Genomic DNA, 23,953 nt, shown 5'->3' with positions numbered 1-23,953 from the left:
TCGAGACCTTTTGTTACATGCTGGTGAGGCGGCCTTACAAAAGTGGGGGCCTTGAAACATACGCCGCTAGTACAGTGACTGCACGGATGCCGCAAAATGCCGGCTCCGTCGGAGATAGACCATGAGAACAGTCACCAAACACCGCCAATCGAACCGCCGGGTCATCGGCTACACGCTGATTGCAGCTGCCACCTTCCTGTTTGCCGCGCAGGCCACGTTCGCCCAGGAAAACCAGGAGGCGTCGCAGGGCGCCGTCGCCCTGCAGAATTCCGATCCGCCGGGGCGCGTGGCGCGCCTGAACTACACGTCAGGCGCCGTGACCACCGAACCGGCCGGCGCCAGCGACTGGTCGTACGCGCAGATCAACCGCCCGCTCACCACTGGCGACCAGTTGTGGAACGATCAGAACGCGCGCTCGGAGCTGCATATCGGCTCGACCGCGGTTCGCCTCGGCCAGTCCACCAGCCTCGACCTGCTGAATCTCGACGACAACAGCGCGCAGCTCAAGGTCGTTCAAGGCTCCTTGTCGGCGCGCGTGCGTGAACTGCCGCCGGGCTCGTCCTACGAGATCGACACGCCGAATCTGGCGCTCGGCCTGAACGGCCCCGGCGACTATCGCGTCGATGTCGCGCCGGACGGCAGCAGCACGACCGTCACGGTGCGCAGCGGCGGCGCGACCGTGTACGGCGACGGCGGCCAGGTGCCGGTCGCGGCCGGCCAGCAGATTACCTTTGGCGGCACCAACCTGCAGCAGGTCGCCGACAATTCCGCGCCCGGCCTCGACGGCTTCGATCAATGGGCCGCCAGCCGCGATGCCGCGGAAGACCGGTCGGTGTCGGCGCGCTACGTGTCGCGCGACATGCCCGGCTATCAGGATCTCGACAACAACGGCACGTGGCGCGAGAGCCCGCAATATGGCGAAGTCTGGGTGCCGCGCGCCACGCCCGCCGGCTGGGCGCCTTATCACGACGGCCACTGGGTATGGCAGGCGCCGTGGGGCTGGACCTGGGTCGACGACGCGCCGTGGGGCTTCGCGCCGTACCACTACGGCCGCTGGGCCTATGTCGACGATTCGTGGGCATGGGTGCCGGGCCCGGTCGCGGTCAGCGAGCCGCCCGTCTACGCCCCGGCGCTGGTCGCCTTCGTGGGCGGCGGTGGCGGCGGCGTGAGCTGGGGGGTGGATCTGGCAATCGGCGGCGCGGTGGCGGCCGGCTGCGCGTGGTTCCCGCTCGGCCCGGGCGAGCCGTGGCATCCGCACTGGGGCGATCACGATCACTGGAGCCCCGGTTACTACAACCGCGTCAACCAGACGACGATCGTCAATAACTACAACCGCAACGTGACGAACGTGAATGTGACCAACATTCACAACACGTATATCAACTACCGCGCGCCGGGCGCTGTAACCGCGGTGCCGGCAACGGCATTCGTGCACGGTCAGCCGGTTGCACGCTTCGCCCAGAAGGTCGACCCGCAACAATGGCGCAACGCGAAGATCAACCCGGGCGGTCCGGGCATCGCGCCGGTCAAGGAGAGCTTCGGGCCGGGCCTGCGGAATGCGAATTACCGGCCGCCCGCCGCCGTGATGGCGCGCCCGGTCGTGGCAACACGCACGCCCGCGACGCCGGCGGCTTACCACGACACGCTCGCGCAACGTTTCGCGCAAGGCGGCGGACAGGTGCCGGGCGCGGGTCAGCCGATCGTGCGGACGTCGGTGCCGGCGCACATGGCGGGCGGTCCGAGCGCGTTACCGGTGCAGAACGTGCGCGTCGTGCAGTCGCATATCGCCGGACGTGCCCCGGGCATGGCACAGGGTGCGCCGGGCGGGCCTAACGGCATGCCGCAGGCCGCAGCTCGGCCGGGCGAAGCACCGCGCGCCGGCGAGCAGCAGGCGCGGCCAGGCATGCCGCCGCAGATGGCCAACCAGCGTCCGCAGCCGGGCGAGGCGGGACATCCGGCGAATGGTGTGCCGCGTCCGCCGCAAGCGAACGGCGGTATCCCGCCGGCGGGGTTTGCGCAGCAGGCCCAGCAGCACGGCATGCCGCAACAGGCAGGCCAGCAGCCGGGTGGCAACGAGCGGCACGAACCCGCCTGGACGCAACCGCATACGCCGATGGCGCAGCAGGCCCAGCAGCACGGTGGCCCGCAGCAGCAGGCCCGTCAGCCGGAGTTCCGTGCGCAGCCGCAGCCTCAACAGGTGCAGCGTCAGCCGGAACCGCAGCAGATGCAGCGTCAGCCCCAGCCGCAACAGGTGCAGCGCCAGCCTCAGCAGATGCAGCGCCAGCCGGAGCCGCAAGCACCGCGCCCGGCTGAAGTCCAGGCGCAGCAGCCACGGCAGGAATACCATCCGCAGCCAATGCCGCAGCAGCAACCGCAGCCGCGTCAGGAACCGCGCCCCGAACCGCGTCAGCAGCAGGTGCAACAGCAGCCCCGGCCGGAGTTTCATCCGCAACCCGCGCCGCAGCCGCGTCCTGAGCCGCACCCGCAACAGGCGCAGCAACCACGGCCGCAACCGCAACCGCAGCCTCAACACGCCGAACAACATTCGGGCGGCGGCAATCGCGATGAGCATCACAAGGGCTAAACGCCCTGGCGCGTCCGGCTGTACGTTCAGGCGTCGGCCGACAGCATGAAAAAACCCCCGCAATTCACATTGCGGGGGTTTTTCTTTATACGGAGCGCGGAGCCCGCCGGGCTGACGCTCAAACGGCCATGGGCGCCGTGAGCGGTTCGTGATGCCGGTAGCCGACCAGCGAGAAATCCGACGGTTCGATCTTCTCGAGCCATTCCGGCTCGTACACACCGGTCTTCGCGTATTCCGGCACTCGGTCCGAGATCGCGAACGCCGGGCTTTGGTACGGCTCGCGCAAGAGCTGCTGCTGCAGCATGTCGAGCTGGTTTTCGTAGATGTGCGCGTCGCCGATGAAGTAGGTGAACCAGCGCGGCGTATAACCCGTCAGGCGGCCCACCAGGTGCAGCAACGCCGCTCCTTCGGTCAGATTGAACGGTGTGCCGAGGCCAACGTCATTGCTGCGAATATAGAGGCACAGCGAAATTTCGCGGCGCGCCGCGTTCGGCAGGAATTGGTAGAGCAAGTGACAAGCCGGCAGCGCGATCTGGTCCAGCACCGCGGGGTTCCACGCATGAAACAGAATGCGCCGGTCGGCGGGATTCTGCATGATCGTGTCCAGACACTGGCGCAGCTGGTCGATCGCCTTGTAGAGCAGCACTTTGCGGCCGCCGGCTTCTTCGAACTCGGTCACCACCTGAAAGCCGCGCGCTTGCGCATCGGCAAGCTGGGCGCTCGCACTCGCATCCAGCACCTTGTAGGCCGGCCACTGACGCCACTGCACGCCGTACACGTCGCCCAGATCGTCCGGCCCCTGCCGGTAGGGGTTGGCCAGCCATTGCGGATTCTGGTTGGCGTTTGCGTCCCACACCTTGCAGCCGAGGTCGCGAAAGTCCGCGGCGCTGCGCGATGCGCGCAAAAACCCGACCAGTTCGCCCACCGCCGACTTGAACGCCAGCTTTTTCGTGGTGACGGCCGGAAAGCCCTGCTGGAGGTCGAAGCGCAGCATGGCGCCCGGCATGCTGATGGTGCGGATGCCGGTGCGGTTCTCCTGCCACGTGCCGGTGTCGAGAATCGTGCGGACGAGGTCGAGGTATTGTTTCATGCGGGTTCCTTCGGCGAGGCGTGTGCCGGAACCGATCCGGACGCCACGAAGATTGAGCGGAAAACCCGATTTTAACAAGCGCGGCCGAAGGCCGTTCTGATACCCGCGTTCTGATACCCGTTTTACAAGCCGTGCTTTGCAAAACGGACTTTGGAAAAAACGTGGCCGGCCCACGAGACTCGTGAAGCCGGCCAGACGATTTGCAGAAGCGTTTTTACAGATGCGGCACCGAAGCGGGCAATTCTCCGTGCGGTGCGGCGAGCGGCTCGCCTTCCATATGACGCATGCCGTGCGAGCACAACAGACGGTAAAGCGTGACGCGCGAGATGCCGAGTTCCTGCGCCGCGTCGCCAAGCCGCCCGCGATGACGCAGCAGCGCCAGCTCGATGGCCTGACGTTCGGCCGCTTCGCGGGCCTGCGCGAGCGACACCGGCACGATTTCAACGTACTCGGCGAGCTCCAGATCACGCGCCGTGATAGCCCGCCCTTCCGACATCACGATAGCGCGCCGCACCCGGTTGATCAGCTCGCGCACGTTGCCCGGCCAGCCATAGTTATGGAGCGCCGCGATCGCGTCGGGAGCGAAGCCGCGCAAGCGGCGGCTGGCATCTTTCTTGAAACGTTCCAGCATGTGCCGCGCGAGCAGTTCGATATCCTTGCCACGCGCGCGCAGCGGCGGTTCGTCGATCTGCAGCACGCACAGCCGGTGATACAAGTCGGAACGGAAGCGTCCTTCGATCATCGCTGCCGTCATGTCCACGTGCGTGGCCGAGATGATGCGCACGTCGACCTCGATCGCACCGTGCCCGCCCAGCCGCTCCACCTTGCGTTCCTGCAGGAAGCGCAGCAGGCTCGCCTGGCTTTCGAGCGGCAGGTCGCCAATTTCGTCGAGAAACAGTGTGCCGCCGTTCGCCGCCTCGACCCGGCCGATCTTGCGCTGATTGGCGCCGGTAAACGCCCCGCGTTCGTAGCCGAATAGTTCGGATTGCAGCAGATGCGGCGGAATCGCGCCGCAGTTGATCGGCACGAAAGGCGCATTTCGCCGCGCCGAGCGTTCGTGGATCGCAACCGCCGTCAGTTCCTTGCCCGTGCCCGACTCGCCGGAAATGAACACGGGCGCGTCGGTCATCGCCACTTTGCGGATCGAACGGAACAGCGCGAGCATGGCGTCGCACGAACCGACCATTTCGCCCTCGGCCCCTTGCGAGCCGTCGTTGGACGCCGGTTCACCCAGCGAAATCATGCCGTATGCATGACCGACTGAGTCGACGATCCTGTCGCCCGAATACGGCACCGTCACATAGTCGAAGCAATAGTCGCGCACGAGCCGGCGCAGCGCGGCGTCCTGGAGTTGTCCGGGCATGGTGGCCGCCACCCAGCCGACGTTCGGCATGGTCAGGCAGGATTCGAAGGCGGCGATTTCGTGTGGCTGGAATTCACTAGACAGATCAAGCAGGCCGCCCGCAGCCATGCCGGCGCGAACCGCACGGCGCACGTCGCGCGCGGACCCCACGACTTCGACATGCCAGCCGCGCTGGTGAAAACGCGTGTTCAGTTCCGCGCTTGGATCACGCGAAACGTAAATCAGTTGCCGCGTTGCGGGTTCCATTATTCAGATCCTCTCGTCAACGAACGTTAAGGATGACGCACGCACCTGAACCGAGTTCAGACACGCTGACTCGTCCGGGATTGCGCAATAGCAAAAACCGAACGGCCATTCCATTCCGTGCGGACAGCTGATCCCCAAGAAAGCGGCGTGTGTGTTTGAGACGGCCCGTTAGTGGGCTTTTTTAAATCTGAAGCTCTTTTTCGAGAGCTTACTATACGCGCGCTGCTTGGAAAACAATTATGCGAATTTAATCGCGCACCCCTTACACAGAAAGGCTTCGCGGGCGATAAACAGTTATTCAGCCGACGAATAAAACATTAGTGGAAGCGCTTTTCCTGGCACAGACCCCAAGGTAGCTCCTACCGCGCGGATTAACAAATTACAGGTATTTCCTGCGTGCCGTTTCAGCGCTGAAACGTTTTCGACCGATTTTTCGAATCCTACTCCGAAGTTTTTACTCGCATCCTCATGGATCAATGGGTTGCGAGCGATGGCACACGTTTCGCTAAATGCCATGCACCAAGGAGACACATCATGCGATTCGCTTTCCGCATCGATTTGAACGGCATTGCACCATGTGCGGCACTCTGCACCGCCATTGCTCTGCTTGTGCCGCCCGTTGGCGTCCACGCACAGGAAACCCTGCAGGCCCAATCCGCCATGCTGGCGGAAGCCGGCGAGGCAGGATCGGCCACGGTTCCCGGCACCACGCTCGCCACAGCAGCCTCATTTGATCAAACGCTGCACTCCTCCGCCTTATTCCACCCGCTGGATGCCAACGTGCCGGCCATTCCGGCCGATGGTGCATCCGTGAACGATTTTTCGCTCGACGATCAGATGCTGTCGCGGCAACGCGGCGGCGCGGTCGGCATGGTCATGGTCGCCGCCACCCCGCAGCTCATGCACGGCAGCGGCGGCGGCAATGGCGTGACGCTATGGGACGAGATCGCCCCGCCCTCGCCGTTGCCGGTTCCCGTCGACGCCGCGCGCTCTGCGCAAGGCAACGTCGCCAACTACCAGAGAAAATAGCCCGAAATTATTAACGACGTACGACAGGCGGCCGGGGCATCACAAACACATCAGCCGCTCTTAAGACAAGACTAAAGCAAGGACCGACATGATTACCTCCATCCGGACGCTGTGCGCACCCACGTCGCGGGCTTTGTCGTCTACCTCGTCGTCCAGCGCATTGCCGGCCGCCGTGGTCACCGTCGTCGTCCTGCTCACCGCCGGCTTCGCTGTCAACGTCATGGCTCAACAGGTCGCCAATCCGGGCGACATCATCGTCGAGCGCACCGTGACACCGCGCGACGCCTTCGTGCCGGTGCCGAAGAATCAGGACCCGGTCGCCGTACGCGCTACCACCTTCCCGGCCAGCTCGTTCAATCCGGCGGTTGCCACGCTCGTTGGCGACACTGATCTGACGAATGCGCACGGGTCGAGCGGCGTGGCGGATGGCGGAGTGCTCGGCGGAACCGGCATGCAGGCCGTCACCCAGATCCTCAGCGGCAAGACGACCGGCAGCACCGTCGCGCTGAATGCCGGCGGCATCGGCATGCCCGCCCCAGGCATCGGCGGCACCATCACCTCGTCGGTGACCGGCTCGCTGGCGCCGCTCTCGAACGCGCTCAACAGCGCGCTCGGAGGTCTGAAATGAGCCCGCTCACGTTCCGTTCGCTGCATGCGGCGCTGTACGTCTGCGTGAGCGGCGCCATCCTGGTGGCAGGCCACGCGCACGCGCAAGCCGTGCCGACGCTCGCAGCCACCTCGACCATCGCCAACGGCGCGGCCGCCGGCGTAACCGGCGCGTTCGCGGTCAACGAAACGGCCGGCCTCGACAACGCCCAGGCCAACCAGATCACGGTCTCGAACGGCGGCGTGATCGGCAACGACAACGCCAGCTCGCAAAGCGCCACCGTGGCCGCGAAGGTTACGAGCGCGCGGGCGTCGATCGAAGCCAACGCATTTTCGAATTCATCCGGCGCGGTACTGGTGAACCAGTCCGCCGGAGCAGGGAATCTGCAGCGCAACAGCACCCAGTTGGGCACTGCCGCGCTCGGAGTCGAGACCGTCTCGGATGGGGAGCTATCCGCGACGGCCCCGAAAAACGGCAGTCAAGGTCAATCCTTCGGGCTTCATAGCGTACGCGAGGCAAATATTTCCAGCGATGCCTTCAAGAACGTCAGCGGGATCGTGCAGATCAACCAGACAGCCGGCGCCGGTAATGCCACGGCAAACAGTTTTGTGCTCCGTCCCCCGGCGGGCACTTTTTTTAACTGACCACACTTAAGTATCGGAGCGAATCATGAAGCGCACTCTTATTGCCGCAGCCGTTTTCGTTGCAGCATCCGGCAGCGTGTTGGCCGCACCACAGAAGGTCTACCTGTTCAATGCCACACTGGTTGGTGAGGAGATCGGCGTCGAAGGCATGGTCGGCCTGTACGGCTGCGTGCACGTGTCCAGCACCGCCGGCGCCGTCATCAACAACAACCAGTCGGTCACCGTGAACGCGTCGCTTGATCCGCAAGCCCAGACCTATACAACCGGCCACATGACGACCACCACGAACAACAATACCTCGTCGATCAAAGGCGGCGGCACGGCGTTTCTCACGACCAGCCAGAGCCATTCGGCCAGTTCCTCCATGTCGGAAGGCTCCAAGGCAAGCGCCAGCTATTCGTACGGTAATCAAAGCGCCGCGGTGGAAGGCACCGGGTATAAGAACAACCAGCAGGCAGCGGCCGTTGAAGGGGCCTTTACTCACACCAGCGAGAATTCCGGTGGCCATATCTCGGCAGGCGGTTCGATCGGCGGCAGCTACAGCTATCAGAACCACGACACGCCGACGCACGGCAGCGGTTCGTTCCATGCGGGTGGCGGATTCCAGGCCGGGTATCACGAATCGGACTACGCCAACACGTCAGCTGTAGCGGGCGGCTTCCAGGCATCGGAAGGATCTGGAAACGCCAAGGTGTGGGGCTATCAGGCCAACGAAGGATCGGGCTTCGCGAAGGCCGACGAACATTCGTCCGGCTATGAAAAGAGCCGGTCGTCCTCCTCGGACTCCTACCACGCGGCCTGGGGCGTCGACGCCAGCCTCGCTACGACAGATGTGACGACCAAAGGCTCGGTGACGGTGCACACCAACACGCAAGTGGCAGGCACGCTGAACGCCACGACCGGCGCCGACGCGGCCAAGGGCGTCTCGGGCAACCTCGGCATCAACGTCGCGGAAGGCATCAGCAACGCCCAAAGCAACGACGTGTCGCTCGCTTCGGTCGACATCGGCAACGTGTTCGGCAATGCGCAGATCTTCAGCACGCAAACCTCGGCCGGCACCGCCAAGATCAACAACTTCAATCTGAACGCGTCGATCGGGGATGGCTCGCTGTCGGGTGTGACGGGCAACGTCGGGGTGAACGTCGCCTCGGGTATCGGCAACGTGCAGAACAACAGCCTTGCCGGTGCGGTAACGACGACCAGCCCGGGCAACGCACTGACCACGGCAATGGTCGCCACGGATGACAACTCGCAAACCGCCGGCATGGCGGTCAAGGGTCAATTCCAGGGCACGGCGATGCTGGGGGCCAATACGCTGGCTAACGCGACCGGCAACATCGGCGTGAATATCGCCGGCGGCGCGGGCAACCTGCAACACAACGGCCTTGCGATTGCTGCGCTGAACAGCGGCCACTAAATCGGCAACTGAGCCGGCAACCCGGCAGAAGAAGCCAGAAAGCAGTTTTGGGGAAGACGCGCCGGCTGCCATCGCAGCAGCCGGCGCGTATAAGGCGGGAGACCAGCATGTCCGGGTTCAAGGGGTTCCCGGCGCTACGGTTCGCTGTAGCGCTGGCAAGCTGCACACTGTGCGTGGACCACCCTTACGCACAGGCGACCATCGACACGTCCACGCTGGCGGGCGTTCCGTTGACCAAGACGGTTCGCTCGATGAAGGACATCCGCTACAGCCACATCGTCAATCAGCAGTTCGATTTCAGCTGTGGTGCAGCGGCGCTCGCGACCCTCCTCAAATACGGCTATGGCATCGACATTCCGGAGACCGAACTGATCCGCCGGATGATGGTGTTCTCGACGCCTGAAGTCGTCGTCAAAAATGGCTTCTCCATGCTCGACATGAAGAAATTTGTCGAGACCATCGGTTTGCGCGGGCGTGGCTTCCGGGTCAACGCCGACGCACTCCAACACTTGCAGATTCCCGTGATGGTTCTGATGAACATCGACGGGTACGAGCATTTCGTGATCGTCAAGCATGCCCAGGATGGCCGCGTGTTCATTGCGGACCCGGCGCTCGGCAATCGCATCGTGCTCGAAGAGGACTTCGCCAAAACCTGGAATGGTCTTGTTTTCGCGGTCCTCGGCAAACCCTTCAGGGAGGATTCCCCGCTCTTGCAGGACAACGAGTCGCTCGCCCTCAAGCTGCGCGCCAGTGCGCTGGCCAACGGCACGGCGGCGACGCCCTTCGTCGAGTACGGCTTGATCAAGGCAGACCTGTTCTGACGCAACCATGAAGCAACACCTCACACAGCTCGGGCTTGCGATCTGCACGACGATGTGCGGCGTGACCGGCAGCGCCTGGGCGTCTTCGGGCGCGGCGCCGGTGCCCGAGTTTCTTTCTTCTCACGACAACGGCATCGATGCCATCAAAGTGCAGATGGTGGACGACGACGTGCTCGCCAGCCAGACCGGCAAAAATGTCGGCGGCACGATGATCTCCGGTTTTGTTCTGAACATTCTTTCCCAGTGGCAACTGCCCAACGGCGTGACCGCCCTCGCCCAGGGCACGCTTGCCGCGGTAGAGAATACAGCCGGCCAGCTCACCAGCACTGTCAGGACACAGGCGAGTGTGAGCGGCGGCGGCCCGGGCAGCGGTTCCGCCGGCTCGGGAGCCAATCCCAATGCTAAGGTGAGCGGCGGGCAGGGCATCGCGGTGAACGGTGTTTCACAAACGACTCAAGTGGCGGGCGACCACAACAGCGGCGCCAATTCGGCACTCATCGATTTCAACAACAACGCCGTGACGCCGACGGGCACCGTGAACGCACCCTCAGCAGCGGCCAGCAATTCGACCGGCTCGATCAAAGCCGGCATCTCGTTCGGCAGCAACGGCATCAGTGTCGCGCTGCAGACTCCGGCCGGGCTCGCCAGTCAGACCATCGCACCGGGCAACGGTCAAATCGCCCAGTTGTTACAGATTGCAGGCAATAACCAGCAAGTCGCCAACGCATTGCAGTTGCATTTGCAGACGCAGCAAATGTCGGCCGCGATGATCCGTCAGTTAGGCGTACTACAAGCCCTGCAAAACAGGAGATAAACATGCGGGCCGCCACCCGCCAACCGCAGCAAAAGCAGTACACGTAAGGCCGCGCACCGTCAGTAGCCGTCTTGCAAGAAACGGATGTTGCGCAGCCGGAATACCGGGGGAAGACAAAATGACCAGTGCTACATCAAGAAATGTGCCACGCATGGCACTGGCGGCCATTCCGGCCGCCGCCATGCTATTCGCACTTTCGCAAGGGGCGAACGCTCAGGCGCTCGCTGGACAATCTGTGGAAGAACGCCTCAATACGTTGATGCGGATAGTCGACGAGCAACAGCGGCAGATTCATTCGCTCGAACGCCAGGTCACCGATCTGGAGATGTCGCAGCGCGGCCGCGGCATGCCGGGTTCCGGCGCGCCGGCCGGCAGTGAAGCCGTGGCCGAACAGCCCGGCGCCGACGGCCTGCCGGTGCCGCTGCCGCCGCTCGCCCAGGTCAATCCCGGCGCACCGGTGCCGGGCGGCAACACGGGCACGGCGACCGGCGTGCCGGTCAATCCGCCGCCGCCTCAAGGCAACAGCGCCGGCGGCCTGCCGGCCGCGACCGACGGCAGCGGCGCCATCGGCCAGACGCAGAAGGCCGCCGAACCGGTGCGCACGCAGGCCGAAGAAGCCGTCGTGCAGCGCGAACACGCCCCGCTCTTCGATCACAAGCTGACGTTGGACTGGGGTATCAGCGACACCTACTACGACCGGCGCCAGTTGCAGTTGTCGGGCTTCCTCGCGCTCGACGCGATTTTTCTCGGCAACATCAACCTGGGCGAGACCAAGTCGCACCAGGTCATGGCCGATCTCGATACCCGCTACGGCCTGACCGACCGGATGAGTATCGACGTCGACGTGCCGTACATCTACCGGCATAGCAACTTCATTGTCGGCGGCGCGGGCGGCGCGGCGAACACGCTGTCGGACGCGTCGGTGAACGGCAGCGATATCGGCGACGTCAACTTCGGGATCTACTACCAGTTCCTGAAAGAGACCAACAGCCTGCCGGACGTGGTCGGCAGCCTGCGCATCAAGGCGCCGACCGGCAGCTCGCCGTTCGGCGTGAAGCTGCTCCAGGTGGACGCCAACAACACCAATCTGGTGGCGCCGAGCAAACTGCCCACCGGCACCGGCTTCTGGAACATCACGGCCGGCGTCTCGCTGCTGAAGACCTATGACCCGGTGGTGCTGTTCGGCAGTCTTTCGTACACCTACAACATTGCGCGCTCGTTCGAGGATATCTCGTCGGTGCAGGGACAAACCCAGCCGGCAACGGTCAAGCTCGGCGACATCGTGCAGTTCGGCGGCGGCGTGGCGCTCGCATTCTCCGACAAGGATTCCGCCAGCATCTCGTACACGATGGCGCTCGAACCTGAATCGAAGACGCGCGCGCCGGGTGGCTCGTACGAAAAGGTGCCGGGTAGCGAAACCACGGCCGCCGCGCTGAATTTTGGCTTGAACCACGTCGTGAACAAGCACCTGACCATCAACGGCTCGGTCTCCGTGGGTTTGACGCCGGACGCGCCGAACTTCGTGGTCGGCGTGCGGTTTCCCTATACCTTCTGACGTGCCAACGATACGAGGTCGAACGTGCGTGAATCACCTCATCTGACCAGTGTGGCTCCGCTAGCCGGAGCAGGAGCGCTTGGAACGCGCGCGCTGCCGAAGGAGCTCGCCGCGGGCCGGTCCTCAGCGATGGCGGCCACGCTCAGCGACGCTGCGCAACCCGCCCCCGCGGGCGACTCCGGTTTGCAGCGCCTGCTGCTGTACGTGGCGCGCACGCCAGACGAAAGTCTGATCGCGCATTTGAAGAGCCGCGGCTGGCACGTTGCGACGGCGCGCTCGGCACATGAGCTTGGCCGGCTGGTCAAACCCGACCTGGCCTGCGCCGGCATTGTCGATCTGGCGAGCTTTGCGCTGCGCGATCTCGCCGGACTCGAAGCGAGTCTGCGCCAGCAGCAGGTCGGCTGGATCGCGCTCGCCACCAGCGAGCGTCTCAACGATCCGGACGTGCGGCGCCTCGTGCGTCACTACTGTTTCGACTTCGTCAAGCTGCCGGTGGCGAACGCCACGGTCGACTATCTGGTCGGCCACGCGTTCGGCATGGTGACGCTGTGCGACCCCGAAGCCGCCCCCCCCGTGAGCGAGTCGGGCGACGAGGAAATGGTCGGCACCTGCGAAGCCATGCAGCAGCTCTTTCGCACCATCCGCAAGGTGGCCAATACCGAGGCGAGCGTGTTTATCTCCGGCGAGTCGGGCACCGGCAAGGAGCTGACCGCGCTGGCGATTCACGAGCGTTCGTCGCGCCGCAAAGCGCCGTTCATCCCGATCAACTGCGGGGCGATTCCGCACCATCTGCTGCAGTCCGAACTATTCGGCTATGAGCGCGGCGCGTTCACCGGCGCCAATCAGCGCAAGATCGGCCGGGTCGAAGCCGCCGACGGCGGCACGCTGCTGCTCGACGAAATCGGCGATCTGCCGCTCGAAAGCCAGGCGAGTCTGCTGCGCTTTCTGCAGGAGGGCAAGATCGAACGGCTCGGCGGACGCGAATCGACTCCGGTCGACGTGCGGATCATTTCCGCGACCCACGTCGATCTGGAAAGCGCGATGCGCGACGGACGTTTCCGCGCCGACCTGTTTCACCGCCTCTGCGTGCTGCGCGTGGACGAGCCGCCGCTGCGCGCGCGCGGCAAAGACATCGAAATACTCGCGCATCACATCCTGCATAAGTTCAAGACCGACAGTGCGCGCAAGATTCGCGGCTTCACGCCGTCGGCAATCGAAGCGCTGTACAACTACAACTGGCCTGGCAATGTCCGCGAGCTGATCAACCGGGTGCGGCGCGCGATCGTGATGGCGGAAAACAAGCTGATTTCCGCCGACGACCTCGATCTCGCGCACTTCACCGCGCAGCAGACCATGACGCTCTCGCAGGCGCGCGAAGCTGCGGAGAAGCGGGCGATCGAGGCGGCCCTGCTGCGGCATCGTCATCGGCTGAACGAGGCGGCGTTGGATCTGAATATTTCGCGTGTCACGCTGTACCGCCTGATGGGTCAGCATGGCTTGCGCGAATTGAGCGCGGCCGACGAGAAAGCGGCCTTCGCCGTCGGCGACAGCACGCACGAATGATGTCGCGCCTGGCGGGAGCGGCGCTGAAGCGCCGGCTCCCGCACTGGCCCAAACCGCCACGGCGCCCCCGGCCCGCGCCTCAGGTAGAATCAGTCTGGTTACGTTCCCCTTTCCATTCGATGACGACGCTCACCCTGATCGTCGCTCGCGCCAATAACGGCGTGATCGGCCGCGACAACCAGTTGCCATGGCGACTTCCCGAAGACCTCGCGTTCTTCAAGCGCACCACTATGGGTGCGCCCATCATCATGGGACGCAAAACGCACGAGTCGATCGGCCGGCCGCTGCCGGGACGCCGCAACATTGTCGTGACGCGCGATGCCACGCGGCGCTTTCAGGGCTGCGACGCCGCCACGACGCTCGAAGACGCGCTCAAGCTCGCGGCCCAGGATCAGGCGCCGGAGGCGTTTCTGATCGGCGGGGCGCAGTTGTACGCGGAAGGCCTGCGTCAGGCGGACAAGCTCATCATCACGGAGATTTCCGCCGACTTCGAGGGCGACGCCACGTTTCCGGAGCTCGATGAGAACGAATGGGAAGAAGTCGCGCACGAAACGCACCGTGCCCACGCGCCGAACGACTTCGACTATGCGTTCGTGACTTACGCGCGCAAACACGTTTGAGGGCGCCTGGCTGGCGGGACGCACTACGGTGATGCGGCATGCACGCGGTAGCCGCCGCCGGCCAGAACAGACTCATGTAAAAAAACGCCACGCAAGTTATTGCGTGGCGTTTTCATTGGTGCGACCAGACGGCCGCTACGCGGCCAGACTCGGTTATTGCCCTGCGATCGTCATCCGTTCAATCAGCACCGAACCGGTCCGCTTGGTGCCGCGCGTGATCGTATCCGCGCCGATCGCGACGATGTGGTGGAACATCTCCTGCAGCGTGCTCGCCACCGTGATTTCTTCGACCGGATACTGGATCTTGCCGTTCTCGACCCAGAAACCCGACGCGCCGCGCGAATAATCGCCCGTCACGTAGTTCACGCCCTGCCCCATCAATTCGGTCAGCAGCAGGCCGGTGCCGAGCTTACGCAGCATCTCTTCGAAGTCGTCTTCGGGGCGCGTGGCTGAGCTCAGCAACGACAGGTTGTGCGAGCCGCCCGCATTGCCGGTGGTTTGCATGCCGAGCTTGCGCGCCGAATAGGTGGAGAGGAAATAGCCCTCCACCACACCGTCCTTCACGACCGAGCGCTGCCGGGTGCGCACGCCCTCTTCGTCGAAAGGCGCGCTGCCCATGGCCCGCGCGACGTGCGGATCTTCGACCACCTGCACGTGCGGCGCGAACACCGGCTTGCCGAGGCTGTCGACGAGGAACGACGTCTTGCGGTAGAGGGCGCCGCCGCTCGTGGCTTGCACGAACGCACCGAGCAGGCCCGCGGCGAGCGGCGCTTCGAACAGCACCGGCACCTTGCGCGTGTCGAGACCGCGAGCGCCGATGCGCGCCAGCGCCCGTTGCGCCGCGTAACGGCCCACCGCCTCCGGATCGGCCAGTTCCTCGGCGCTGCGGGTCGACGTGTACCAGTCGTCGCGCTGCATGTTGCGCCCGCTGCCCGCGATCGGCGCGCACGCGACGTAGTGGCGCGAATACGGGTAGCCCGCAAGGAAGCCGCGCGAGGTGGCGAGCACGAACTGCGAGTGCTGCGCCGAGACGCTGGCGCCTTCCGAGTTCTTGATCTGCGGATCGGTCGCGAACGCGGCATCTTCCGCGCGGCGGGCGATTTCCACCGCCTCGTCCGCGGACAGGTTCCACGGGTGATAGAGATCGAGATCGCGCGGCGCGGTTTCGAGCAACTCGGCTTCCGCGAGGCCCGCGCAGTCGTCTTCCGCCGTGAAGCGGGCGATGTTGTAGGCCGCCGCGACCGTGTCCTTCAGGGCTTGCGACGAAAAGTCCGAAGTGCTCGCGTTGCCGCGCTTGTTGCCGATGAACACCGTCACTCCGACCATCTTGTCGCGGTTGTGCTCGATCGTCTCGACTTCGCCGCGCCGCACGGAAACGGACAGGCCGTCGCCCTCGGAAATTTCGGTTGCCGCGTCGGTGCCGCCGAGCGACTTCGCGTGACGAAGGATGTCCGAGGCGATTTCCTTCAGTTCATCCTGGGTATGCGGAAAAAAGCGCTGCTTGACGTCCATGTCTGCTGCCATTGTCGTTGCCGTCCTGTTCGGGGCCCAGCGGCCCTGGGTGTTCGCTCATGTCACGCGCATGCGGACGCACGTGTGCGAGATTATGCATCCCGCGATCATAGCAAGGTCCGCGATGCTGCACCTGGCATTCGCTGATACAGCGATCTCCGCCGCTTTGCGGAACAAGAAGCCTTGTGCGGGGCAGCACGGCCGGTTCGGCGGACGCGGCAGGCTACAATATCGGTATGACACGCAAAACCCGCATTCAACCCATCGAATCCGCCGAGCCGGAAGTCGACGAGAACGGCTACGACCGCCCCAGCAAATCCCAGCTCAAGCGCGAAATGCACGAGCTGCAGGAACTGGGCGCGGCGCTGATCGCATTGCCCAAAGACGCGCTCAAGCGCATGCCGATGCCCGAAAAGCTCGACGACGCCGTACGCGAGGCGCGCCGCATCACCGATCACGAAGGCAAACGCCGCCAGGTGCAATACGTCGGCCGCGTGATGCGCTCGCTGCTGGACGAGGAAACTGCCGCGCTGCGCACGGCGCTCGACACCTATAACGGCGTCAACAAGGCGGAAACAGCCAAGCTCCACTGGATCGAGCGCACCCGCGAGAAACTGCTCGCCGACGACGCCGCGCTGACCGAGTTCATCCGCCAGCACCCGAACGCCGACCCGCAGCAGGGCCGCACGCTGATCCGCAACGCCCGCAAGGAAGCGCAGCAGAGCAAGCCGCCGCGCTACTTCCGCGAACTGTTCCAGTGGATCAAGAATGCGGACGGCCCGTCCGCCGAAGCCGATTCCGACACCGACGAAGCCCTGGACGAAGACGATGACGAGCGCGACGCATAACGTGGCTCAAAAGCAACCCCGTCGGCATCCCGACGAGATCGTGATCGGCCTCGTGTCGATCAGCGACCGCGCATCGACCGGCGTGTACGAGGATAAGGGCCTGCCGTCCCTGCAGGAATGGCTCGGCGCAGCGCTGAGCTCGCCGTGGCAGGTCGTTACCCGCCTGATCCAGGACGACGCACCGACCATTTCCGCCACACTGATCGAGCTGGTCGACGAGGTCGGCTGCGATCTGGTGCTGACCACCGGCGGCACCGGCCCATCACGCCGCGACGTGACGCCTGAAGCAACGCTTGCGATCGCGACCAAGGAAATGCCGGGTTTTGGCGAGCAGATGCGCCAGATCAGCCTGAATTTCGTTCCGACCGCGATTCTGTCGCGCCAGGTCGCCGTGATCCGCGAAACGGCGGATCATGCGGCGCTGATCATCAACTTGCCGGGCCAGCCGAAGTCGATCAAGGAAACGCTGGAAGGCTTGCGCGACGCTGAAGCCGGCGGCGCGGTGAAGGTGCCGGGCATTTTCGCCGCGGTGCCGTACTGTATCGACCTGATCGGGGGTCCGTATGTGGAAACCCACGCCGAGGTGGTCAAGGCGTTCCGGCCGAAGAACGCGCAGCGCGCTCCCCGGCAGGCTTAGGTTCGGCGCACTTATTCGGCGGCGGCGGCGGGCGTGTCCGGTGCTTCCGGTGCTTCCGGTGCTTCCGGTGCTGCCGGCGCCGACGGAATCAGGAAGTGCTCGCGGTAATACTTCAGCTCGTCGATCGACTCGTGAATGTCGGCGAGCGCCGTGTGCATCGCGCGTTTCTGGAAACCCTTGTAGATGGCCGGCTGCCAGCGGCGGCACAGTTCCTTCAGCGTGCTGACATCGAGGTTGCGGTAGTGGAAGAAGCTCTCCAGTTCCGGCATCCAACGCGCCATGAAGCGGCGGTCCTGGCAGATCGAGTTGCCGCACATCGGCGATTTGCCGGGCGGCACGTAAGCGCCGAGGAAATCGCGAATCAGCACCGTGGCATCGGCCTCGCTCACCGTGGAAGCCTTCACGCGGTCGATCAGACCCGAGCGGCCATGCGTGTTCTGATTCCACTGGTCCATTTTTGCGAGCGTCTCATCGCTCTGATGAATCGCCAGCACCGGTCCCTCGACCATTCTGTCGAGGGTGGAGTTCGTCACCACCACCGCGATTTCGATGATGCGGTCCGAATCGGGCTCGAGCCCGGTCATTTCCATGTCCAGCCAGACGAGATTCATGTCGCTGCGCACGAGCGGCGGCTGTTCGGTGGATGCGAGGATGTCAGTCATGAAGGCAGCCCTGATAGCCCGGCGGAAGGCTGGCCGGAAGCCCGCCTCGCCGCGGCGAATGTTCGTTTGAGATTGGTTTGCGTCGGTTTGACCGCATTGCCCGCCGCGAGGCGGGAAGAAACATATAATTCTCGCATAGATACCACGGAATCCCCGGATGCCTACCCTGTACTTCACCGTTCTGTTCGTCGTCGCCGTCGTGGCGATGGTCGGCACCAAACTATGGCTCGCGTCGCGGCAAATCCGCTTCGTGGCCGGCCATCGCGAACAGGTGCCGAACCAGTTCGCCGGCACCATCGCGTTGAGCGCGCACCAGCGTGCCGCCGACTACACCGTCGAGCGCACCCGTCTCACCATGATCGAAATCGTCGTCAGCGCGGCCGTGCTGATCGGCCTGACGCTGCTCGGCGGCGTGCAGGCCCTCGACCTGTCGATCTCCGACTGGCTCGGACGTGGTTATATCGGCCAGATCGCGTTGGTCGCGGCGGTGATCGCGATTACCAGCGTGATCGACCTGCCGTTCGATTACTACCGGCAGTTCGTGATCGAGCAGCGTTTTGGCTTTAACCGCATGAGCAAGGGCATTTTCTTCGTCGACCGGATCAAGGGCGTTCTGCTCGGCGCCGCGTTCGGCCTGCCGCTGCTGTTCGTCGTGCTGTGGCTGATGAATCAGGCCGGCAGCCTGTGGTGGCTGTGGACCTGGATCGTCTGGGTCGTGTTCCAGATGCTCGTGCTGGTGCTGTATCCGTCGTTTATCGCGCCCCTCTTCAACAAGTTCGAGCCGCTCAAGGACGAAGCGCTGAAAAGCCGCATCGAGGCGCTGATGCAGCGCTGCGGCTTCGCGGCCAAAGGTCTGTTCGTGATGGACGGCAGCCGCCGTTCGGCGCACGGCAACGCCTATTTCACGGGTTTCGGCGCGGCCAAGCGGATCGTGTTCTTCGACACGCTGCTCGCGCGCCTGTCGGGCAATGAGATCGAGGCCGTGCTCGCGCACGAGCTCGGCCATTTCAAGCGCCGCCACGTGATCAAGCGCATGCTCGTCACGTTCGCGATCAGCCTCGCGATGCTCGCCCTGCTCGGCTGGCTCACGCAGTGCGTGTGGTTCTATGAAGGGCTGGGCGTGCGGCCGTCGCTGATCGGCGGCAATAGCGGCCTCGCGCTGGTGCTGTTCTTTCTCGCGCTGCCGGTGTTCCTGTTCTTCGTCACGCCGCTCGGCAGCCTCAGCTCGCGCAAGCACGAGTTCGAAGCCGACGCGTTCGCCGCGACGCAGACTGACGCGCAAGACCTCGTCAACGCGCTCGTCAAGCTGTACGAGGACAACGCGTCGACCCTGACGCCCGACCCGCTCTACACCGCGTTCTACTATTCGCATCCGCCGGCTTCGCAGCGGATCGACCGCCTGCTGCGCCACGCATGAGCGGCCGCTCCCCCAAAGCGCCGCGCGCGCCGTCCAGCACGCGCGCAGGCGGCCTCGTCATCGCCGCCCATGGCCGTCACTATCTGGTCGCACCGGACGACGGCGGCGCCATGTTCCAATGCTTTCCGCGCGGCAAGCGCAGCGAGGTAGCGGTTGGCGATCGTGTGATCTACGAGCCGACCTCCGCGGATCAGGGCGTGATCGTCGAGATCGGCGAACGGCGCAATCTGCTGTACCGCTCGGATCAGTACAAGTCGAAACTCTTTGCCGCCAACCTGGATCAGTTGCTGATCGTGCTCGCCACTGAACCGCATTTCAGCGAGGACCTGCTCGGGCGCGCGCTGGTGGCCGCCGAGGCGAACGAGCTGAAGCCGTTGATCGTGCTGAACAAGATCGATGTGACCGTTGCGCTCGAAGGCGCGCGCAAGCGGCTCGAATCGTATCGCGCGCTGGGCTATCCGGTGGTGGAGGTGTCGATCAAGATGCAGCCCGAGGCCGCTCGTGCCGCTTTGATCGAACATCTGCATGGGCACTCGACGCTGCTGCTCGGCCAGTCCGGCATGGGCAAATCGACGCTCGTGAATCTGCTGATTCCGGACGCCGAAGTCGCCACGCGCGAGATTTCGACCGCGCTGAACAGCGGACGCCATACCACCACGTTCACGCGCCTCTATCCGCTGCCGGGCAGCGCGAACGGCGCGGGCGGCGCGCTGATCGATTCGCCTGGCTTCCAGGAGTTTGGCCTGCATCACCTGACGGAAGGCCGGCTCGAACGCGCGTTTCCCGAGTTCCGGCCGCTGCTGCCGAACTGCCGCTTCTACAACTGCCATCACCTGCACGAACCCGGCTGCGCGATCCTCGAAGCGGTCGCGGACAGCCGCATCCGCCGCGAACGGCATGCGCTGTATGCGCAACTAGTTCACGAAGCTAGCCAGATCGTCCGTTGACATGAAGCTGATGCGCGCGCCGAATCTGATCATCGGACAGCATTGGATCAACGTGCTGGCCACCGCCGGCATCGCGTGCGAGTTGCACAACCGTTATCTGAACGGCGCGCTCGGCGAGATTCCGGCGGATCAGTGCTCGCCGGAGTTGTGGCTTCTCGATGACCGCGACGAGGCGATGGCGCGAAGCTTGATCGATGCGGCTTCGCGCGGGCCGGCGGCGGGAGCGCCTGGCTGGCAATGCCGTCAGTGTGGTGAAACGCTGGAGGCGCAGTTCACGGTGTGCTGGCAGTGTGGGACGGCTCGGGATCCTCTGGATGGGTGAAATGACATGCGCAATAAAAAAACCGGACATGAGTCCGGTTTTTTTTCGTGTTCTGCGCTAGCCAGGCGTCAAGCGAGCCACACCGCAATCGTCAGCATCAGCAGCAGAATCATCCACAGCACCACCGCACGCCACACCAGGCCGACCGCCGATTGGAGCGTACGCGGCGTGCAGTCGTCGCCGACCTGCATCGGGCCGCCGTCGCCGGTGGCAAGCGCGTCGAGGCTCGACGGCTCGGCGAGCGGCCCGCTCAAACGCGCGCCCAAGGCTCCGCTACCCGCGGCCAGCAACACGCCGTCGTTCGCATCCGGCCACTGACGCGCATGATTGCGCCACGCATAAATCGCGTCTTCGAAATTGCCGACAATCGCAAAGCCCAGCGACGTCAGCCGCGCCGGCACCCAGTCGATCACGAAGAAAGCGCGCTGTGCGAAGCTCGAAAACGCGACGGTACGGTCGTCGGCCGGTCGCGCCCACGAGCGCGCCAGATATTCGGCAATCCGATACAGCACCGCGCCCGCCGGGCCGACCGGAATCAGGAACCAGAAGAACACGCCGAACACGTGCCGATGCGAAGCGACCACAGCGTGAATGAGCGTATGGCGCACGATCTCGCTGACGGGCATATCGACGGTATCGAGCCCGGTCCACTCATTCAGGATTTCGCGCGCGCGCGGCACGTCGTCGTTATTCAGCGCGAGGTGGATGTCCGTAAAGTAATGGCTGAACTGACGGAAGCCGAGCGTGAAGTACAGCACCGCGACGTTCCACAAGAACGCCAGGGCAAAGTGAATGTGATACAGCACGTAGTAGACGAGCGCCGCAGCCAGCGTCCAGGGCACCACCACGACGAGCCAGGCAAGCAGGCCATGCTTGGGCTTGCCGGCGTCAAATCCGTGCGCCGCCGACTCCGCATGGTATTGAAGCAGCGCCGACACCGGATTGTTCGGCGACAGCGCGCGCACCTGTTCAATGATCAGAGCCAGCAATACGGAGAAAAAAGTCATGCGATGCGCCGTGCTTTTCGAGTTTTTACGATTGTTTTATAACGATAGCACAGGGTCGGATGAGACTGAGAGCCGACGTTGACAAACACCCAACAACTGCACGGCCCGGCCTCGATCACGCCATGAGGAAGCGATAGAAGTTGCGCAACATCGCCGCCGTCGCACCCCAGATGAAATAGTGGCTGCCTACCTCGCTGGCGGGCTCTCCTGTCTCAGCCGACGCCATGCGCGGATAGGGCATCGCAAAGAAACGGCGCTCGCCCCCTTCATACCGGAACACGCGCACTTCGTGATGCGCGGGGTTCATGAGGAACGCGAGCGGCACTTCGAAGACTTCCGCCACTTCCAGCGCGTCCGCTTGCACCGTGAACGGCGGATGCACGAGGCCGATTACCGGCGTCACACGAAACCCCGTGCCCGTCAAATAGTCGGGCAAGGCGCCAAGAATTTCCACCCGGGACGGCGCAAGACCGACCTCTTCCTCTGCCTCGCGCAGTGCGGTCGCGGTGGCGTCAGCATCGAAGGGTTCGTGGCGGCCGCCGGGAAAGCTGACCTGGCCCGCGTGATCGTTCAGATGATCGGCACGCTGGGTGAGAAGCACAGTCAGGCCGTGATCGCGGACCACCAGCGGCACGAGCACGGCGGCAACGCGCGGATCGGTGCGGAGATCGCGCCAGGGCGGTTCGACAATCGGCTCGGGCGTCCAGGAAAGATGCTGCTCGAAGCGTGCGCGCAGACCGTCAGGCGTGAGGCGCTCGCCGGCCACCGGTGGCAGATCGGCACTGGTCGCTTCGACAGGCAGGGCTTCGGGCTCAAAGACGGGGCGGATCAACGGGTCTCTCGAAATGAGCGGATATGGGACATGCCGCTATTTTGACCTGGCAAACAAAAAAGCACCCGCGAGGGGTGCTTTTTCTTACAGCATTTACGCTTGGGAAGCAGCGCGGTCTTTCGAGACCAGCTTTTCCTTGATTCGAGCCGACTTGCCCGAACGGTCGCGCAGGTAGTACAGCTTCGCACGACGCACATCGCCACGACGCTTCACGACGATGCTTGCCAGCAGCGGCGAGTACGTCTGGAACGTACGCTCGACGCCTTCGCCCGACGAAATCTTACGGACGATGAACGACGAATTCAGACCACGGTTACGCTTGGCGATCACGACGCCTTCGTAAGCCTGAACACGCTTACGCGTACCTTCAACCACGTTCACGCTAACGATCACCGTATCGCCGGGAGCGAATTCGGGGATGGTCTTCTCGCCGAGGGCGCGCGCGATTTCTTCCTGCTCGAGTTTTGCAATCAGATTCATCACTGACTCCTAAGTCCATCTTGTCGGCGTTCGCACCTGCCAAGCGCCAAGTTTCCCTGTTGCGCCAGGCTACGGCCCCGATAGAGGATGGGTTCACGTCAGGCGCCGGGCACGCATGCACGGCGCCGCCTAATGTCCGCTCGAAATGCCAAGGCTTTACGCCTTCGACGCTTCCTTCGCGAGACTCGTGAGCCATGCCTCGTCGGCACGGCTCAACATCTTGTTCTTTCTGGCCTTCACGATCAGATCGGGCCGTTTGTTCAACGTGTTGCGCAACGCTTCACGCCGACGCCACGCCTCGATTTCCGCATGATGGCCGCCAAGCAGCACATCGGGCACACGCACACCGTTGTATTCCTCGGGACGCGTGTAATGCGGACAATCTAGCAGCACGTCGACAAAACTGTCCTGCACGGCCGACTGCGAGTCATTGAGCACACCGGGCAACTGACGCACCACGGCATCCATCAACGCCATGGCCGGCAATTCGCCACCCGACAGCACGAAGTCGCCAAGGCTGACTTCCTCGTCTACGACACGGTCGAGCAAGCGCTGATCGATCGCTTCATAGCGCCCGCACAACAGGATCAGACCGGGCTCGGCAGCGAACTGCATGACACGGTCATGATTCAGCGTGGCGCCTTGCGGCGACATCATCACCACGCGCGGCGCGCCGATGCCCTGCTCCGCCTGCGCGGCTTTCGCCGCACCGATCGCGTCTTCCAGCGGCTTGGCCAGCATCACCATGCCGGGGCCACCGCCGTACGGGCGATCGTCGATCGTGCGGTAGTTGTCGGTCGTGAAATCGCGCGGATTCCACGTACGCAACCCATAGCGCTCCTGCTTTGCCGCCCGGCTGGTGATACCCCAGTCGGTCAGCGCGCGAAACATGTCAGGAAAGAGCGTCACGACATCGAACTGCATCGCTCTCTCCAT

General features: G+C 64.1%; 23 protein-coding genes. 15 read left to right on the top strand and 8 right to left on the bottom strand.

What is annotated here, in order from left to right; genetic code table 11:
• Positions 1-121 precede the first annotated feature (121 nt).
• Positions 122-2,584: a DUF6600 domain-containing protein gene (locus tag A6V37_RS23655; RefSeq protein WP_064268486.1), complete on the top strand. Its 2,463-nt coding sequence runs from the start codon at positions 122-124 to the stop codon at positions 2,582-2,584.
• A gap of 118 nt (positions 2,585-2,702) precedes the next feature.
• Here A6V37_RS23655 and A6V37_RS23650 read toward each other — a convergent pair whose 3' ends face one another.
• A complete protein-coding gene (locus A6V37_RS23650) occupies positions 2,703-3,674 on the bottom strand; it encodes a thymidylate synthase (protein WP_064268487.1) in 972 nt (323 codons plus the stop codon).
• 214 nt (positions 3,675-3,888) lie between these two features.
• The gene (locus A6V37_RS23645; RefSeq protein WP_064268488.1) at positions 3,889-5,283 is read right to left on the bottom strand and encodes a sigma-54 dependent transcriptional regulator; all 1,395 of its coding nucleotides are present in this window, start codon (positions 5,281-5,283) and stop codon (positions 3,889-3,891) included.
• Positions 5,284-5,817: 534 nt separating this feature from the next.
• Here A6V37_RS23645 and A6V37_RS23640 point away from each other — a divergent pair.
• The 9 genes from A6V37_RS23640 to A6V37_RS23600 all read left to right on the top strand — a co-directional run bounded on the left by A6V37_RS23640 (position 5,818) and on the right by A6V37_RS23600 (position 14,353).
• Positions 5,818-6,312 (top strand): hypothetical protein, encoded by a 495-nt coding sequence (locus A6V37_RS23640; RefSeq protein WP_064268489.1) that lies wholly within the window; start codon positions 5,818-5,820, stop codon positions 6,310-6,312.
• Positions 6,313-6,400: 88 nt separating this feature from the next.
• Complete coding sequence (locus A6V37_RS23635; protein ID WP_064268490.1) at positions 6,401-6,940, top strand: hypothetical protein; 540 nt, start codon at positions 6,401-6,403, stop codon at positions 6,938-6,940.
• Entirely contained in the window at positions 6,937-7,563 is a 627-nt protein-coding gene (locus tag A6V37_RS23630; RefSeq protein ID WP_064268491.1) for a hypothetical protein, read from the top strand. Before A6V37_RS23635 ends, A6V37_RS23630 begins: the two co-directional genes overlap by 4 nt.
• A gap of 25 nt (positions 7,564-7,588) precedes the next feature.
• A complete protein-coding gene (locus A6V37_RS23625; RefSeq protein ID WP_064268492.1) occupies positions 7,589-8,980 on the top strand; it encodes an autotransporter outer membrane beta-barrel domain-containing protein in 1,392 nt (463 codons plus the stop codon).
• Between the two features lie 107 nt (positions 8,981-9,087).
• Positions 9,088-9,801: a C39 family peptidase gene (locus tag A6V37_RS23620; RefSeq protein ID WP_064268493.1), complete on the top strand. Its 714-nt coding sequence runs from the start codon at positions 9,088-9,090 to the stop codon at positions 9,799-9,801.
• Positions 9,802-9,808: 7 nt separating this feature from the next.
• Entirely contained in the window at positions 9,809-10,615 is an 807-nt protein-coding gene (locus A6V37_RS23615) for a hypothetical protein (protein WP_064268494.1), read from the top strand.
• A gap of 151 nt (positions 10,616-10,766) precedes the next feature.
• The gene (locus A6V37_RS23610) at positions 10,767-12,170 is read left to right on the top strand and encodes a hypothetical protein (protein WP_100249395.1); all 1,404 of its coding nucleotides are present in this window, start codon (positions 10,767-10,769) and stop codon (positions 12,168-12,170) included.
• A 129-nt stretch (positions 12,171-12,299) separates the two neighbouring features.
• Positions 12,300-13,733: a sigma-54 dependent transcriptional regulator gene (locus A6V37_RS23605; protein ID WP_423213132.1), complete on the top strand. Its 1,434-nt coding sequence runs from the start codon at positions 12,300-12,302 to the stop codon at positions 13,731-13,733.
• 119 nt (positions 13,734-13,852) lie between these two features.
• A complete protein-coding gene (locus A6V37_RS23600; RefSeq protein WP_064268497.1) occupies positions 13,853-14,353 on the top strand; it encodes a dihydrofolate reductase in 501 nt (166 codons plus the stop codon).
• Between the two features lie 153 nt (positions 14,354-14,506).
• Here A6V37_RS23600 and pmbA read toward each other — a convergent pair whose 3' ends face one another.
• A complete protein-coding gene (gene pmbA / locus A6V37_RS23595) occupies positions 14,507-15,877 on the bottom strand; it encodes a metalloprotease PmbA (RefSeq protein WP_064268498.1) in 1,371 nt (456 codons plus the stop codon).
• A 224-nt stretch (positions 15,878-16,101) separates the two neighbouring features.
• Here pmbA and yjgA point away from each other — a divergent pair, with 224 nt between their 5' ends.
• Positions 16,102-16,713 carry a ribosome biogenesis factor YjgA gene (gene yjgA, locus A6V37_RS23590; RefSeq protein ID WP_064268901.1) on the top strand — a complete coding sequence of 204 codons (612 nt, stop codon included), beginning with the start codon at positions 16,102-16,104 and terminating at the stop codon, positions 16,711-16,713.
• A complete protein-coding gene (gene mog, locus A6V37_RS23585; protein ID WP_064286396.1) occupies positions 16,694-17,350 on the top strand; it encodes a molybdopterin adenylyltransferase in 657 nt (218 codons plus the stop codon). Before yjgA ends, mog begins: the two co-directional genes overlap by 20 nt.
• A gap of 11 nt (positions 17,351-17,361) precedes the next feature.
• Here mog and orn read toward each other — a convergent pair whose 3' ends face one another.
• A complete protein-coding gene (gene orn, locus A6V37_RS23580; RefSeq protein ID WP_064268500.1) occupies positions 17,362-18,012 on the bottom strand; it encodes an oligoribonuclease in 651 nt (216 codons plus the stop codon).
• Positions 18,013-18,169: 157 nt separating this feature from the next.
• On the opposite strand from orn, the gene A6V37_RS23575 reads away from it, so the two are divergent.
• Genes A6V37_RS23575 through A6V37_RS23565 form a run of 3 tightly spaced genes read left to right on the top strand, consistent with a single transcriptional unit; the run spans position 18,170 to position 20,698 of the window.
• The gene (locus A6V37_RS23575; RefSeq protein WP_064268501.1) at positions 18,170-19,429 is read left to right on the top strand and encodes a M48 family metallopeptidase; all 1,260 of its coding nucleotides are present in this window, start codon (positions 18,170-18,172) and stop codon (positions 19,427-19,429) included.
• Positions 19,426-20,376, top strand: a complete 951-nt coding sequence (gene rsgA / locus A6V37_RS23570) for a ribosome small subunit-dependent GTPase A (protein WP_064268502.1) — start codon at positions 19,426-19,428, stop codon at positions 20,374-20,376. Before A6V37_RS23575 ends, rsgA begins: the two co-directional genes overlap by 4 nt.
• A 1-nt stretch (position 20,377) precedes the next feature.
• Positions 20,378-20,698: a putative signal transducing protein gene (locus tag A6V37_RS23565; protein ID WP_064268503.1), complete on the top strand. Its 321-nt coding sequence runs from the start codon at positions 20,378-20,380 to the stop codon at positions 20,696-20,698.
• Positions 20,699-20,766: 68 nt separating this feature from the next.
• Here A6V37_RS23565 and A6V37_RS23560 read toward each other — a convergent pair whose 3' ends face one another.
• From A6V37_RS23560 to trmD, 4 genes are all read right to left on the bottom strand, one after another.
• Positions 20,767-21,705 carry a CobD/CbiB family protein gene (locus tag A6V37_RS23560; RefSeq protein ID WP_064268504.1) on the bottom strand — a complete coding sequence of 313 codons (939 nt, stop codon included), beginning with the start codon at positions 21,703-21,705 and terminating at the stop codon, positions 20,767-20,769.
• A gap of 115 nt (positions 21,706-21,820) precedes the next feature.
• On the bottom strand, positions 21,821-22,537 hold the full coding sequence (locus A6V37_RS23555) for a CoA pyrophosphatase (RefSeq protein ID WP_064268505.1): 717 nt from the start codon (positions 22,535-22,537) through the stop codon (positions 21,821-21,823).
• A 93-nt stretch (positions 22,538-22,630) separates the two neighbouring features.
• Positions 22,631-23,017 (bottom strand): 50S ribosomal protein L19, encoded by a 387-nt coding sequence (gene rplS / locus A6V37_RS23550; protein ID WP_020069334.1) that lies wholly within the window; start codon positions 23,015-23,017, stop codon positions 22,631-22,633.
• A 156-nt stretch (positions 23,018-23,173) separates the two neighbouring features.
• Positions 23,174-23,941 carry a tRNA (guanosine(37)-N1)-methyltransferase TrmD gene (gene trmD, locus A6V37_RS23545; protein WP_064268506.1) on the bottom strand — a complete coding sequence of 256 codons (768 nt, stop codon included), beginning with the start codon at positions 23,939-23,941 and terminating at the stop codon, positions 23,174-23,176.
• Positions 23,942-23,953: the final 12 nt, after the last annotated feature.

The organism is Paraburkholderia ginsengiterrae (assembly GCF_001645125.1).
Taxonomy (GTDB): Bacteria; Pseudomonadota; Gammaproteobacteria; order Burkholderiales; family Burkholderiaceae; genus Paraburkholderia; species Paraburkholderia ginsengiterrae.
Note: the sequence above shows the minus strand (reverse complement) of the source record. Positions and strands in the feature narration are given on the sequence as shown.